The sequence below is a fragment of the Streptomyces sp. MS191 genome (assembly GCF_008042125.1).
Taxonomy (GTDB): domain Bacteria; phylum Actinomycetota; class Actinomycetes; order Streptomycetales; family Streptomycetaceae; genus Streptomyces.
The window spans coordinates 1-13,420 of record NZ_RDBI01000057.1; the positions used below are offsets into that span (position 1 = coordinate 1).

Sequence of the window (13,420 nt, forward strand, 5' to 3'; positions counted from 1 at the left end):
GAGGACGGCCGGTCCCCGTCCATCTGGGACACGTTCTCCCACCTCCCCGGCAGGATCGACAACGACGACCACGGCGACGAGGCCTGCGACCACTACCACCGGTGGCCGCAGGACATCGCCCTGATGCGGGAGCTCGGCACCGACGCCTACCGGCTGTCCGTCGCCTGGCCGCGCGTCGTGCCCGGTGGGGACGGGCCGGTCAACGACCGCGGCCTGGACTTCTACGACCGGCTCGTCGACGGACTGCTCGACGCCGGCATCACCTGGTTCCAGTACACCTCGTTCTGGGTGGAGTAGCCCTGGAGCCCGACCGCGAGCGTGCGGGTGGTGTCGTTCGTCATCACCGACGCGAAGAGGACCTCGCCCCACGCCGTCATGAAGGCGTACACGGCGACGGCGACGATGCCGGGGATCGCGGCGGGCACGATGACCCGGAAGAGCGCGCCCACCGGCCCGCAGCCGTCGACCTCCGCGGCCTCGTCGAGCTCCCGGGGGACCGACTCGAAGTACCCGATCAGCATCCAGATCGAGAACGGCAGGGAGAAGGTCAGATAGGTGAGGATGAGCCCGCCGCGGGAGCCGAACAGGGCGATCCCGGTGGCGTTGCCGATGTTGACGTAGATGAGGAAGAGCGGCAGCAGGAAGAGGATGCCGGGGAACATCTGGGTCGACAGCACCGTCACCGTGAACACGCGTTTGCCGCGGAACGAGTAGCGGCTGACGGCGTACGCGGCGAAGACCGCGATGACGACCGAGCACACCGTCGCCGCTCCCGCCACGATCAGCGAGTTCACGAAGTAGTCGGCGAGGGGCACGGTCCGCCAGATGTCGGCGTACGGACGCAGGGTCGGCTTCGACGGGATCCACCGGAACGCGCCGGTCACGTCCTGCAGCGGTTTGAGCGAGCTGGAGACCATGACGAACACCGGCAGCAGCACGAAGCCGGTGAGCAGCGTCAGGATGATCCGCCGGCTCCACAGGAACGACGGCGAGGGCGCCATCGGGGAGCGGGGCCGTCGGATTCGGCTAGCCATCGGCGGCCCTTCTTCCACGGGAGGTGGCCAGCAGGTAGACGCCGGTCACGACGAGCAGGAACACCAGGAGCAGGACCGACATCGCCGAGCCCGTCCCGAAGTTCCAGGTCTTGAACGAGGACTGGTAGATGTGCACGGAGATCAGGTCGGCCGCCTCCGGCGCCGCCCGGCCGAAGAGCACGAACGGCGTGTTGAAGTCGTTGAAGGTCCACAGGAACAGCACCAGTACGAGGACCTGGTTGACCGGGCGCAGCGACGGCAGCGTGATGCGGCGGATCTGCTGCCACATGCCGGCGCCGTCGAGCGCCGCGGCCTCGTACATCTCGCGCGGGACGTTCTGCAGAYCCGCCATGACGATGAGGAAGGCGAACGGCCAGCCCTTCCACACGGACACCACCAGCAGCGTGATGAAGGCGTTGTCGCCGATCAGCCAGAACGGCTGACCGTCGACGAGGCCGAGCTGGTCGTGCAGGACGTGGTTCACCAGGCCGTTGTCCCGCTGGAACATGAAAGCCCAGGTGATCACGGCGGCGTAGACGGGCAGGGCGTAGGGGACGAGGAAGACGGCGCGCAGCAGGCCGCGGCCGCGGAAGGTCTCCTGGAGGCAGATCGCGGCCACGGTGCCGAGCAGCCAGCACAGACCGACCGACAGCAGGGTGAAGGTGCAGGTGGTCCAGAAGGACTTCAGCAGCCCTTCGCCCACGGCGCTGTCGAAGTCCACCGACATCGCGTAGTTGTCCAGCCCCGCCCAGGGGGCCGCTCCCCAGTCGCGCAGGGTGAACTGCGTGAGCTCCTTGAAGCTCATGGTGATGCCGATGACCACCGGGACGAGGTGGACGAGCAGTTCGAGGACCAGCGCGGGGAGCAGCAGCACGTACGGGAGGGCGACGCGGCCCAGCCGCCCCGGGCGGCGCGACCGCGTGGCCGTGGCGGTCGCGGTCACTTCTTGGGCATCTGCTGCTGGGCCTTGTCGAGCTTGGCGCGCACCGACTCGGTGGTCACCGGCCGGCCCGCGGCGGCGTCCGCGAACAGGTCCTTGACCGCGGTGCCCACCACCGTCTCGAACTGCGACTCCTCCGGGACCTGGGGCAGGGCCGCGGCGCTCTTGGCGAGGGTGTCGCGCAGGACGGCGAGCGCGGGAGTGTTGAACGCGGGGTCCTGCTGGGCCGTCCTGACGGGCGGTATGGAGCCGTAGGCGGTGTTGAGGATCTTCTGCTCCTCGTCGCCGGTCATGAACTTCACGAACTTCATCGCGCCGTCCATGTTCTTGGAGTTCTTGAAGACGGCCATGTTGATTCCGGTGACCAGGGAGTTGGTGCCGGTGCCGGGGCCGGGCGCGCCGGACTGCACGGGCACGGGAGCGACGCCCCACTCGTCGTCGCTCATCCCCTGCGCCTTGAAGGTGGCCGCCGCGGTCTGCCACAGGACCATGGCGGTCCGGTCGTTGGCGAAGTCGCTCAGCGACTGGTTCTGCGCGTACTCGGCGTTGCCCTTGGCGACGATGCCGTGCTGGGCCATCAGGTCCACGTACTGCTTGACCGCCGCGACGGCGCCGTCCGAGGTGAAGTCGGCCTTGCCGTCGGCCGTGAAGAAGTCCGCGCCGTGCTGCTTGCCGAGCACGAAGACCTGGTGGATGTTGTTGGAGAGGTTCGCGCCCTCGACGCCGATCGCGGCCTTGCCGCCGCCGCTCAGCTTCTTGCCGGTGGCGACCAGCTCGTCCCAGGTGGCCGGGGGCTTCTCGACACCGGCGTCCTTGAACATCTTCTTGTTGTAGTAGAGCGCGTAGGCCATGGAGTAGAGCGGTACGGCCGTCGGGTCCTGGCCCTGGGCGCCGGTGGAGCCGAGCGCGGCGTCGACGAAGCGGTCCTTGCCGCCGATCTGTCCGAAGTGCTTCTCGTCCCAGGGCACGAGCGCGCCCGTCGCCTGGAGGGAGGCGCTCCAGGTGTTGCCGATGTTGAGCACGTCGGGGCCCTGGCCGGAGGTGGCCGCGGTGAGGATGCGGTTGAGGAGGTCGGGCCAGGGGATGACCTCCAGCTTCACCTTGATCCCCGTCTGCTTCTCGAAGCGGTCGAGCTCGGGCTGGAGGACCTTCTTGTCGACCTCCAGGCTCGCCCCCTGGTTGGAGGCCCAGTAGGTGAGCGTCCTGGGCCGCTCGTTGGACCCCGCGCCGTCGGTGGTGCCGCCGCCGCAGGCGGCCGCGCCGAGAACGAGGGAGAGGGTGACGGCGCCGACGGCCGCGGCTCTGATGCTGCGCATGACTCCAGAGGCCTTTCGTGGAGTGGCGGATCGCCTGCGAGGGGAGGGTCGGAGCGTGGTCCCGCACCGCCCCGCGTTCGGGTCCTGAAGCCCCTCACGGCTTAATTTAGGATGTGAGTTAAACCTCAAGCGAAGGTCGCGTCAAGGGGTGCGACAGCGGTATGTTGCCTGCAAGGACAGACGACGAGGGGGCACGGTGACAGTGCGCAGTGGCCGTACGGTGCGTGACCTGCGGCGGGAAAACCGCACCGCGGTATTGCAACGGTTGTACTTCGACGGGCCGCTGAGCCGTTTCTCGCTGGGCCCGGTCACGGGACTGAGCTCCGGTTCGGTGAGCAACGTGGTGGCCGAACTGGTCGCCGAGGGACTGGTGGAGGAGGCCGGCAGCGTCGACTCCGCCGGCGGGCGACCGCGCACGCTCCTGCGCATCCGCCCGGACAGCGGCTACATGATCGGCGTGGACGTCGGCGAGACCAGGGTCCGGATCGAGCTCTTCGACCTGGCCCTCACGGAGCTCGCCCGCGTGGAGCGCCCCCTGGCGACCGAAGGGCCGCGCCGCACCGACCGCTACGACGTGGGCGTCGTCGTCGGGCACCTGCGCGAGGGCATCGCCGAGGTCCTCGACCGGGCCGGCATCGCGGCCGAGCGGCTCCTCGGCGTCGGTGTCGGCGTCCCGGGCATCGTCGCCGGGACGCCCGAGGACGGCGCCGTGGTGCACGGCCAGACCATCGGCTGGGACGCCGTGCCGCTGGAGCGACTGCTCCGCGCCTCGGTGCGGCTGCCGGCGAGCGTGCCGTACTACATCGACAACGGGGCCAAGACGCTCGGGCAGGCCGAGATGTGGTTCGGCGCCGGGCGGGGCGCCGACAGCGCCGTCGTCGTGCTGTTCGGCTCGGGAGTCGGCGCCTGCGTCGTCACCGACGACATGCGGCCCGGCCGCGCCGTCGAGTGGGGACACCTGACCGTACGGGTACGAGGCCGCCGCTGCCGCTGCGGAGCCCAGGGCTGCCTGGAGGCGTACGCGGGCGCCGAGGCGCTCCTGGAACGCTGGGCGGAAGCCGGCGGCCAACCTCCCGCCGGGGCCGCCGAGGAGACCGCGCTGACCGCCATGCTCGCCGCCGCGTACCCGTCCCCGGGCCCCGACGGCACCGTTCCCGAGCCCGACGCCACGGCCCTGGCCGTCCTGGAGGAGACGGCGGAGTACCTCGGCGCCGGATTCGCGGACCTGATCAACCTGTTCCAGCCCGAGCGCATCCTCGTCGGCGGCTGGGCGGGCCTCCAGCTCGGCTCCCGTTTCCTGGACTCCGTCCGCGCCTACGCCACCTCCTACGCCCTCGCCTATCCGGCCGCCCGCGTCCGGATCGAGCTCGGCACCCTCGGACCGGACGCCGTCACCGTCGGCGCCGCGATCCTGCCGCTCGCCGACTTCTTCGGGCGCGGCGGGCGCCCGGCGGAGGCCGACCCGGAGGAGCCGGTCCCGGCCTGGCGGACCACCCTCCAGGAGCGGGCGGTGCACTGAGCCCCGCGGGGCGGGCCACGGGCGGCGAACAGCGGGTGACCGGCGACGGGTGACCGGCGAGCAGGCCACGGCGGCGGGTGACGGCCGGGACGGGGTCCCGCGCCCGTACCCCGTCCCGGGCCGCTCGTAGGGGAAGCGTCAAGACCGGACCGCGCGGCGTATGGGAGACGTCAACGACCGCGGCGACCTGCGGGAAAGGGGGTTTTCTCGTCTTGTCCGAGAAACCGTCCTTCACTCAGGAGCCCACGATGGCCGATCTGGCCTTCGTCGTCACCACACTCGCGGTCTTCGCGCTGGTGGCCTTCATCGCCAAGGGGGTGGCGAAGCTGTGACCGCCGAGAACATCGTCGGCCTGCTCGTCGCCGCCGCCCTGCTGGGATACCTCGTCCTCGCCCTCGTCAAGCCGGAGAGGTTCTGAGCACGGATATGAGTCCCGTCCTCGCTGGAATGCTCCAGCTCCTCGCCCTGGTCGTCGCGCTCGGCCTGTCGTACCGGCCGCTGGGCGACCACATGGCGCGTGTCTACTCCTCGGAGAGGCACTACCGGCCCGAGAAGTGGATCTACAAGGCGATCGGCGCGAATCCGTCGGTGGAGATGCGCTGGCCCGCCTATCTGCGCGGCGTGCTCGCCTTCTCCGCGGTGAGCGTCCTCTTCCTGTACCTGCTCCAGCGGGTGCAGGGCTCCCTGCCGGGTTCGCTCGGCTTCGCCTCCATCGACCCGGACCAGGCGTTCAACACGGCGGCCTCGTTCGTGGCGAACACCAACTGGCAGTCCTACTACGGCGAGCAGGCCATGGGCCACGTCGTGCAGACCGGCGGCCTGGCGGTGCAGAACTTCGTGTCGGCCGCGGTGGGCATCGCGGTCGCCGTCGCCCTGGTCCGGGGCTTCGCCCGGTCCCGTACCGGTGAACTGGGCAACTTCTGGTCCGACCTGGTCCGGGGCACGGTCCGCATCCTGCTCCCGATCTCCGTCGTCGGCGCCCTGGTGCTCGTCGCCTGCGGGGCGATCCAGAACTTCGCCGGCATCCACGAGGTCGGCCAGTTCATGGGCGGCACGCAACAGTGGAACGGCGGTGCGGTCGCCTCCCAGGAGGTCATCAAGGAGCTGGGCACGAACGGCGGCGGCTACTTCAACGCCAACTCCGCTCACCCCTTCGAGAACCCCGACGGGCTCTCCAACCTCTTCGAGATCTACCTGATCCTCGTCATCCCCTTCGCGCTCACCCGCACCTTCGGTCGCATGGTCGGCTCGCTGAAGCAGGGGTACGCGATCCTCGGCACGATGGCCGCGATCTGGCTCGGCTTCACGGCGCTGATGATGTGGACCGAGTTCGCCCACCACGGCCCGGCGTTCGACCTGGCCGGCGGCGCGATGGAGGGCAAGGAGACCCGGTTCGGGATCGCCGGCTCGTCGATCTTCGCGGTCGCCACCACGCTGACCTCCACGGGAGCGGTGAACTCCTTCCACTCCTCGTACACCGGGTTCGGCGGCGGCATCACGATGCTGGGCATGCAGCTCGGCGAGATCGCGCCCGGCGGCGTCGGCTCCGGCCTCTACGGCATGCTGATCATGGCGGTCATCGCGGTGTTCGTCGCCGGCCTGATGGTCGGCCGCACCCCCGAGTACCTGGGCAAGAAGATCGGCACCCGCCAGATCACCTTCGCCGCCTGCTACATCCTCGTCACCCCCGCCCTCGTGCTCTGCTTCACCGCCGTCGCGATGGCCCTGCCGACCCCGGCCGACTCGATGACGAACACGGGCGCGCACGGCTTCTCCGAGATCCTCTACGCCTACACCTCCGGCGCCAACAACAACGGATCCGCCTTCGCGGGCCTGAACGCGGACACCCAGTGGTTCAACACCACCATCGGCATCGCGATGCTGCTCGGCCGCTTCCTGCCGATGGTCTTCGTCCTCGCGCTCGCCGGCTCGCTCGCCGAACAGCGGCCCGTCCCCGAGACCGCGGGCACCCTGCGCACCGAGAAGCCGCTGTTCGCCGGACTCCTCGTCGGCACCATCATGATCATCGCCGGTCTCACCTACTTCCCGGCCCTGGCGCTGGGACCGCTCGCCGAAGGGCTCGCAGCATGAGCACCATCACCCCTCCCCGGACATCCCGCCCGGACCTGCCGACCGGACCGCGGCCCGCCCCCGGCGGCCGCGTCGGCGGGGGACTGTTCGACCCCCGGCACCTGCTCACGTCCCTTCCGGACGCGCTGCGCAAGCTCGACCCGCGCGTCATGGTCAAGTCGCCCGTGATGTTCGTCGTGCTCGTCGGCTCGGTGGTCACCACCGGGCTGGCGGTCGCCGACCCGGGGGACTGGTTCGGCTGGGCGATCGCCGCGTGGCTGTGGCTGACGACGATCTTCGCGAACCTCGCGGAGGCAGTGGCCGAGGGGCGCGGCAAGGCGCAGGCGGACACCCTTCGCAAGGCCAGGACCGGCACCGTGGCACGCCGGATCACCAGGACCGGCGAGGAGCGGGTGCCCGGCACGGAGCTCCGCGTCGGGGACAGGGTGGTCTGCGAGGCCGGTGACGTCGTCCCGGGCGACGGTGACGTCGTCGAGGGGGTGGCCTCGGTCGACGAGTCGGCCATCACCGGCGAGTCGGCGCCGGTCATCCGGGAGTCGGGCGGCGACCGGTCCGCGGTGACGGGCGGTACGAAGGTGCTGTCCGACCGGATCGTCGTGAAGATCACGACGAAGCCCGGCGAGACCTTCATCGACCGCATGATCAACCTGGTCGAGGGCGCGGCCCGGCAGAAGACCCCCAACGAGATCGCCCTCAACATCCTGCTGGCGTCCCTCACCATCGTCTTCCTGCTCGCCGTCGTCACGCTGAAGCCCTTCGCGATCTACGCCGGCGCCGACGAGCAGACCTCGATGATCGTGCTCACCGCGCTCCTGGTCTGCCTGATCCCGACGACGATCGGCGCACTGCTCTCCGCGATCGGCATCGCCGGCATGGACCGCCTCGTCCAGCGCAACGTGCTCGCCATGTCCGGGCGGGCCGTGGAGGCCGCCGGCGACGTGTCCACCCTGCTGCTCGACAAGACGGGCACCATCACCCTGGGCAACCGCCGGGCGGCGGAGTTCGTCCCCGTCGAGGGCGTCACGGAAGCCGAACTGGCCGACGCCGCCCAGCTGTCGTCCCTCGCGGACGAGACGCCGGAGGGCCGTTCGATCGTGGTCCTGGCGAAGGAGAAGTACGGGCTGCGCGAGCGCCACCAGGGCGAGCTGTCCCACGCCACGTGGATCGAGTTCACGGCCCAGACCCGTATGTCGGGCGTCGACGTCGACGGCAGGCGGACCCGCAAGGGCGCGACCGGCTCGGTCGTCGCCTGGGTCCGCGAACAGGGCGGCGAGGTGGCCGCCGACGCTGGGACCCTGACGGACAGGATCTCGCAGGCCGGCGGTACGCCGCTGCTCGTCGCGGTCGAGGACGGCAGGGGCGCGCGCGTCCTCGGCGTCATCCACCTCAAGGACGTCGTCAAGGAGGGCATGCGGGAGCGGTTCGACGAGCTGCGCCGCATGGGCATCAGGACGGTCATGATCACGGGTGACAACCCGCTGACCGCGAAGGCGATCGCCGAGGAGGCGGGTGTCGACGACTTCCTCGCCGAGGCCACCCCCGAGGACAAGATGGCCCTCATCAAGCGCGAGCAGGCGGGCGGCAAGCTCGTCGCCATGACCGGCGACGGCACCAACGACGCCCCCGCGCTCGCGCAGGCCGACGTCGGTGTGGCGATGAACACCGGCACCTCGGCCGCCAAGGAGGCCGGCAACATGGTCGACCTCGACTCCGACCCGACCAAGCTCATCGAGATCGTCGAGATCGGCAAGCAACTCCTCATCACCCGCGGTGCGTTGACGACGTTCTCCATCGCCAACGACGTGGCGAAGTACTTCGCGATCATCCCCGCGATGTTCGCCGTCGCCTACCCGTCCCTGGACAAGCTCAACATCATGGGCCTGGCCTCACCCGAGTCCGCGATCCTCTCGGCCGTCGTCTTCAACGCCCTGATCATCATCGCCCTGGTGCCGCTCGCCCTCAAGGGCGTCCGCTACCGGCCCTCCAGCGCGGACTCGATGCTCCGGCGCAACCTCGGCATCTACGGACTGGGCGGCCTGATCGCCCCGTTCCTCGGCATCAAGCTCATCGACCTGCTCCTCTCCCTCATCCCCGGAATCGGCTGACCCACGATGAACAACTCAGCAGCGAACACCGGCCGCGTGCTCTGGGCGGGCCTGCGCGCCCTCCTCGTCCTGACCGTGATCACCGGTGTCCTCTACCCGCTGGCCGTCACCGGTATCGCCCAACTGGCCTTCCCCGGCAGGGCGAACGGATCCGCGATCGAGAGCGAGGGGAGAGTCGTCGGCTCCGAGCTCATCGGCCAGACGTACGACCTGCCGCTCAAGGACGGCGAGGAGACGGCGGCCCCGGACCTGAAGTGGTTCCAGCCCCGCCCGTCGAACGGCCTCGGCTCCAACAGCGTCAACACCCAGTACTCGATCATCCTCTCCGGCGCGACCAACCGGTCGGGTGACAACGCGGACCTGGTCACCTGGGTCAAGGCCGCCAAGGCCGCCGTGGTCAAGGACAACTCGGTGAACGGCTACCCGGTGAAGCCGTCGGACGTCCCCGCCGACGCCGTCACCTCCTCCGGCTCCGGCCTGGACCCGCACATCTCCCCGGAGTACGCCGAACTCCAGGTCCGCCGCGTCGCGGAGAGGAACCACCTCCCCGTCGCCCAGGTCGACGAGCTCGTCGCCGACCACACCGAGGACCGCCTCCTCGGCTTCGTCGGGGAGCCCCGCGTCAACGTCCTGAAGCTCAACATCGCCCTCAGGGCCCTGGTGGCCGCCGCGGACTGACGCCGGCGCGCGCGTGCGGTCCGCCCCGGCGGACCGCACCGTGAGCCCGTGGGGCCGGCCCCGCGGGTCAGGCCCCGGAGAACTCCGGCTCCAGGGACACCGCGACCAGCCGGTCGCTCGTCGAGGCGGGGTTCCGGCCGGTCACCGCCGCGCGGTAGTCCCGCACGGCCGGGTCCGAGAGGGTGAGCGTCACCACCGGGCAGTCCTGCGCGTCGTTCGTCCGCTCCGGCGAACAGGCGCCCACGGTGAACAGCGTGTAGCCGGGGCACAGCGCGGCGGCCGGCAGCTCCACGTCGAGCGACAGCGTCCTGCCGGGGGCGATGCGGAAGCCGCCGGGCGGGGGAGGCACCGCCTTGGAGGGGAAGTCGTCCGTGACGACCGTCGCCGTGAGCCCGCGGACGGAGGCCCTGCGGCCCTCGCCGTGCGGGCCGAAGACGTCGAGCGTCACCCGGCCCTTCGACACCGGGGCGCCGAGCAGGAGAGGACGGTGCCCGACCGCGACCGCCATGTGGACGGTGAAGTGCGGCCGGCCGCGCCCCGGTCCCGGGTCCTCGGCGCCGTAGCCCCCGTAGGTCAGCCGCGGAAGCGCGTCCCTCTCGCCCTCGCCGACCGCCCTGGGCCGGGGCCCGTCGTCCACCCGGCACGTGGAGAGCTGGGCGGTCGCGCCGCCGGGCAGCGGGGCGTCCGGGAGCGGGGTGGCGGGAACGGGCGGCAGCGCCGGCGTGTCCCCCCGGGACCGGGTGGACGGGAACGACAGCAGCGCGGCGATCACCAGCAGCGCGACCACGGGCACGGTGAGGAGCAGCCAGGAGCGCAGGGAGAGACGGAACATTCAGCCACGCACCCGCGTACCCGCTCGTGCGCGCCCGCCACGCGGTCGGCCGTCCACCGGAATCAACCCTGTCACCGTGTTCACGCTTCGTTCAGCGCGCGCCGGGCGCGAAACGTCACGGGGCCGCGGGTCCGGCGGCGGAGCCGCCCCGGGCCCACAGCGAGCGCACATGGCTGAGATGGCGGACCATGCACGCCTCCGCGCCCATCGCGTCGCCGGCCAGCATGAGGTCGAGCAGTTCCAGGTGCTCTTCGGCCGAGGGCAGCAGCTCACCCCGCTCGTCCAGCGCGGTCAGGCCGTACAGCCGGGACCGCTTGCGCAGGTCGCCGACGGTCTCGACCAGCCGCTGGTTCCCCGACAGGCCGAGCAGCGTGAGGTGGAAGCGGCGGTCGGACTCCAGGTACCCGATGAGGTCGTGGGCCCGGGCCGCCGCCACGATCTCCTCGGCGATCGGGCGCAGCGCCCTGAGGTCCGCGCGGTCCGCGGTCAGCGTGACCCGGCCGACGGTCGGCACCTCGATCAGCAGCCGGATGTCCGTGTACTGGTCGAGATCGCGCTCGTCGACCTCGGTGACCCGGAAGCCCTTGTTGCGCACCGGCTCGACCAGTCCCTCGCGGGCCAGGTCGAGCATGGCCTCCCGGACGGGGGTCGCGGACACGCCGAAGTCCTCGGCCAGGCCGGGCGCCGAGTACACCTGGCCGGGCCGTAGTTCACCGGATATCAGCGCGGCCCGCAGAGCGTGTGCCACCTGGTCGCGCAGCCGCTCGCGCGTGGTGATGAGATGGCTCGTCTTCAGATGGCCCATGTGCCGTTCCCCGACTTCCGCTTGTCACGCCGCCCGGCTTCCGGATCCGGGCGGTGCATCAGCGTACAATGTCACGTTTTCACGGTCGTCGACAGAGCCGGGACGCGGCAACGGCGCCTCGCCGAGGGCCGGTTCACGCGCGCGTCACAGCAGGAACCCGCCGGGGAACGGGTCGTCCGGGTCCAGGAAGTACTGCGCGGTGCCGGTGATCCACGCCCGCCCGGTGATGACCGGCACCACGGCGGGGACGCCGCCCACCTCGGTCTCCTCGACCAGCCGGCCGGTGAAACGGGTCCCGATGAAGGACTCGTTGACGAAGTCCCGTCCCAGCGGCAGCAGTCCGCGCGCGTGCAGCTGGGCCATCCGGGCGGAGGTCCCGGTGCCGCACGGGGAGCGGTCGAACCAGCCGGGATGGATGGCCATGGCGTGCCGCGAGTGCCGGGCGTCGGAGCCGGGCGCGGTGAGGTACACGTGCTTGAGCCCGCCGATCTCCGGGTGGACCGGATGCACCGGCCGGTCGGTCTCGTCGATCGCCGCCATGATCGCCAGACCGGCCGCGAGCAGGTCCTCCTTGCGCTCCCGGTCGAAGGGCAGGCCGAGCGCGTCCAGGTCGACGAAGGCGTAGAAGTTGCCGCCGAACGCCAGGTCGTACGCGACGGTGCCCAGGCCCGGCACCTTCACCTCGCGGTCCAGGGCGGCGCAGAAGGCGGGCACGTTGGTGAGCGACACGGCCTTCGCGGCGCCGTCCTCGACCCGGACCTCCGCCCGCACCAGCCCGGCGGGGGTGTCGAGGCGGACGGTGGTCACCGGTTCGCTGACCGGCACCATCCCCGTCTCCACCAGGACGGTCGCCACCCCGATCGTGCCGTGCCCGCACATGGGCAGGAGCCCGGACACCTCGATGTAGAGCACCCCGAAGTCGGCGTCCGGCCGGGTCGGCGGCTGGAGTATCGCCCCGCTCATGGCGGCGTGGCCGCGCGGCTCGTACATCAGCAGCGTCCGCAGGTGGTCCAGGTGCTCCAGGAAGTGCAGACGGCGTTCGGCCATGGTGGCGCCGGGGATCACCCCGACCCCTCCGGTGACGACACGGGTGGGCATGCCTTCGGTGTGCGAGTCGACGGCGTGGAACACATGACGGGTGCGCAACGTGGGGACTCCTCTCGGTGCCGGATCGGGTCAGCGACGGCCGTCGGCGACGGCCTTCTCGGTGGCGGCCCGTACGTCGGCGGCGACGGCACCGTCGAGGGGCGAGCGCGGCGGGCGGCACGGGCCGCCGGTGCGGCCGGCGATGTCCATGGACAGCTTGATCGACTGGACGAACTCCGTCCTGGAGTCCCAGCGCAGCAGCGGGTGCAGGGCCCGGTAGAGCGGCAGGGCGTGCTCCAGGTCGCCGGCGACCGCCGCGTGGTAGAGCTCCGCGCAGGAGACCGGGAAGGCGTTCGGGTAGCCCGCCACCCAGCCGACCGCGCCCGCCAGGGCCAGTTCGAGCAGCACGTCGTCGGCGCCGATCAGCAGGTCCAGTTCGGGGGCGAGTTCGGCGATCTCGTAGCCGCGGCGGACGTCGCCGCTGAACTCCTTCACGGCCACGATGTGGCCGGTCGCGTGCAGTTCGGCGAGCAGGGCGGGGGTGAGGTCGACCTTCGTGTCGTGCGGGTTGTTGTACGCGACGACCGGGAGCCCGGCGGCGGCCACCTCGGCGTAGTGCGCCCGGACCGCCGCGCGGTCGGCGCGGTAGGCGTTGGGCGGCAGCAGCAGGACGGAGCCGCAGCCCGCCTCGGCGGCCTGCTCGGCCCAGCGGCGCGACGCGGCGCTGCCGTAGGCCGCGACACCGGGCATCACGCGGGCCCCGTCGCCCGCGGCCTCGACCGCCGTACGGACGACCCGGGCGCGCTCCTCGTCGGTCAGGGTCTGGTACTCGCCGAGCGAGCCGTTGGGCACCACGCCGTCGCAGCCCTGGTCGAGGAGACCGAGGTGGGCGGCGTCCCCGCCGTGGTGCCGGTCATCACCGGGCGGGCGTGGATCACCGGCACCGCGCAGTACTTCCTGGACCCGGACGACCCGTTCCCCGGCGGGTTCCTGCTGTGACGCGCGCGTGAACCG

At 71.2% G+C, this 13,420-nt stretch carries 11 protein-coding genes and 3 pseudogenes; 7 read left to right on the top strand and 7 right to left on the bottom strand.

Translation table 11 applies throughout. The features are described from left to right. Positions 1-264 (top strand): annotated as a pseudogene (locus EAO71_RS24965) (family 1 glycosylhydrolase); the annotation flags it as partial. Here EAO71_RS24965 and EAO71_RS24970 read toward each other — a convergent pair. From EAO71_RS24970 to EAO71_RS24980, 3 genes are read right to left on the bottom strand one after another with little or no spacing between them, the layout of a single operon-like run. Beyond that, positions 222-1,034, bottom strand: a complete 813-nt coding sequence (locus EAO71_RS24970) for a carbohydrate ABC transporter permease (protein ID WP_187282814.1) — start codon at positions 1,032-1,034, stop codon at positions 222-224. The pseudogene EAO71_RS24965 and the gene EAO71_RS24970 overlap by 43 nt on opposite strands. Continuing rightward, positions 1,027-1,977, bottom strand: a complete 951-nt coding sequence (locus EAO71_RS24975; RefSeq protein ID WP_147980078.1) for a carbohydrate ABC transporter permease — start codon at positions 1,975-1,977, stop codon at positions 1,027-1,029. Before EAO71_RS24975 ends, EAO71_RS24970 begins: the two co-directional genes overlap by 8 nt. Beyond that, on the bottom strand, positions 1,974-3,290 hold the full coding sequence (locus EAO71_RS24980) for an ABC transporter substrate-binding protein (RefSeq protein ID WP_147980079.1): 1,317 nt from the start codon (positions 3,288-3,290) through the stop codon (positions 1,974-1,976). The genes EAO71_RS24975 and EAO71_RS24980 overlap by 4 nt, the downstream gene beginning before the upstream one ends. Before the next feature lie 196 nt (positions 3,291-3,486). On the opposite strand from EAO71_RS24980, the gene EAO71_RS24985 reads away from it, so the two are divergent. The 5 genes from EAO71_RS24985 to EAO71_RS25005 all read left to right on the top strand — a co-directional run bounded on the left by EAO71_RS24985 (position 3,487) and on the right by EAO71_RS25005 (position 9,683). Continuing rightward, entirely contained in the window at positions 3,487-4,809 is a 1,323-nt protein-coding gene (locus tag EAO71_RS24985; RefSeq protein WP_147980080.1) for an ROK family protein, read from the top strand. 328 nt (positions 4,810-5,137) lie between these two features. Further along, positions 5,138-5,227, top strand: coding sequence for a K(+)-transporting ATPase subunit F (gene kdpF, locus EAO71_RS24990; protein ID WP_037673713.1), 90 nt, complete (start codon positions 5,138-5,140; stop codon positions 5,225-5,227). An 8-nt stretch (positions 5,228-5,235) separates the two neighbouring features. Beyond that, positions 5,236-6,900, top strand: coding sequence for a potassium-transporting ATPase subunit KdpA (kdpA, locus tag EAO71_RS24995; RefSeq protein WP_147980081.1), 1,665 nt, complete (start codon positions 5,236-5,238; stop codon positions 6,898-6,900). Further along, the gene (kdpB, locus tag EAO71_RS25000) at positions 6,897-9,005 is read left to right on the top strand and encodes a potassium-transporting ATPase subunit KdpB (RefSeq protein ID WP_147980082.1); all 2,109 of its coding nucleotides are present in this window, start codon (positions 6,897-6,899) and stop codon (positions 9,003-9,005) included. The genes kdpA and kdpB overlap by 4 nt, the downstream gene beginning before the upstream one ends. A 6-nt stretch (positions 9,006-9,011) precedes the next feature. Beyond that, complete coding sequence (locus tag EAO71_RS25005) at positions 9,012-9,683, top strand: potassium-transporting ATPase subunit C (RefSeq protein WP_147980083.1); 672 nt, start codon at positions 9,012-9,014, stop codon at positions 9,681-9,683. Positions 9,684-9,750: 67 nt separating this feature from the next. On the opposite strand, the gene EAO71_RS25010 is transcribed toward EAO71_RS25005, so the two are convergent. From EAO71_RS25010 to EAO71_RS25025, 4 genes and pseudogenes are all read right to left on the bottom strand, one after another. Next, the gene (locus EAO71_RS25010; RefSeq protein ID WP_147980084.1) at positions 9,751-10,515 is read right to left on the bottom strand and encodes a hypothetical protein; all 765 of its coding nucleotides are present in this window, start codon (positions 10,513-10,515) and stop codon (positions 9,751-9,753) included. Between the two features lie 115 nt (positions 10,516-10,630). After that, complete coding sequence (locus tag EAO71_RS25015) at positions 10,631-11,320, bottom strand: GntR family transcriptional regulator (protein ID WP_147980085.1); 690 nt, start codon at positions 11,318-11,320, stop codon at positions 10,631-10,633. 144 nt (positions 11,321-11,464) lie between these two features. Continuing rightward, positions 11,465-12,466: a proline racemase family protein gene (locus tag EAO71_RS25020; RefSeq protein WP_147980086.1), complete on the bottom strand. Its 1,002-nt coding sequence runs from the start codon at positions 12,464-12,466 to the stop codon at positions 11,465-11,467. Positions 12,467-12,496: 30 nt separating this feature from the next. After that, positions 12,497-13,285: pseudogene (locus tag EAO71_RS25025) on the bottom strand (dihydrodipicolinate synthase family protein); the annotation flags it as partial. Here EAO71_RS25025 and EAO71_RS25030 point away from each other — a divergent pair. Then, positions 13,205-13,405 (top strand): annotated as a pseudogene (locus tag EAO71_RS25030) (proline racemase family protein); the annotation flags it as partial. The pseudogenes EAO71_RS25025 and EAO71_RS25030 overlap by 81 nt on opposite strands. Between the last annotated feature and the right edge of the window lie 15 nt (positions 13,406-13,420).

Coding starts and splice junctions, on each gene's coding strand:
- EAO71_RS25005 (WP_147980083.1), top strand. CDS start 9,012: ATGAACAACTCAGCAGCGAACACCGGCCGCGTGCTCTGGGCGGGCCTG.
- kdpB (WP_147980082.1), top strand. CDS start 6,897: ATGAGCACCATCACCCCTCCCCGGACATCCCGCCCGGACCTGCCGACC.
- EAO71_RS24970 (WP_187282814.1), bottom strand. CDS start 1,034: ATGGCTAGCCGAATCCGACGGCCCCGCTCCCCGATGGCGCCCTCGCCG.
- EAO71_RS25010 (WP_147980084.1), bottom strand. CDS start 10,515: ATGTTCCGTCTCTCCCTGCGCTCCTGGCTGCTCCTCACCGTGCCCGTG.
- EAO71_RS25015 (WP_147980085.1), bottom strand. CDS start 11,320: ATGGGCCATCTGAAGACGAGCCATCTCATCACCACGCGCGAGCGGCTG.
- EAO71_RS24980 (WP_147980079.1), bottom strand. CDS start 3,290: ATGCGCAGCATCAGAGCCGCGGCCGTCGGCGCCGTCACCCTCTCCCTC.
- kdpA (WP_147980081.1), top strand. CDS start 5,236: ATGAGTCCCGTCCTCGCTGGAATGCTCCAGCTCCTCGCCCTGGTCGTC.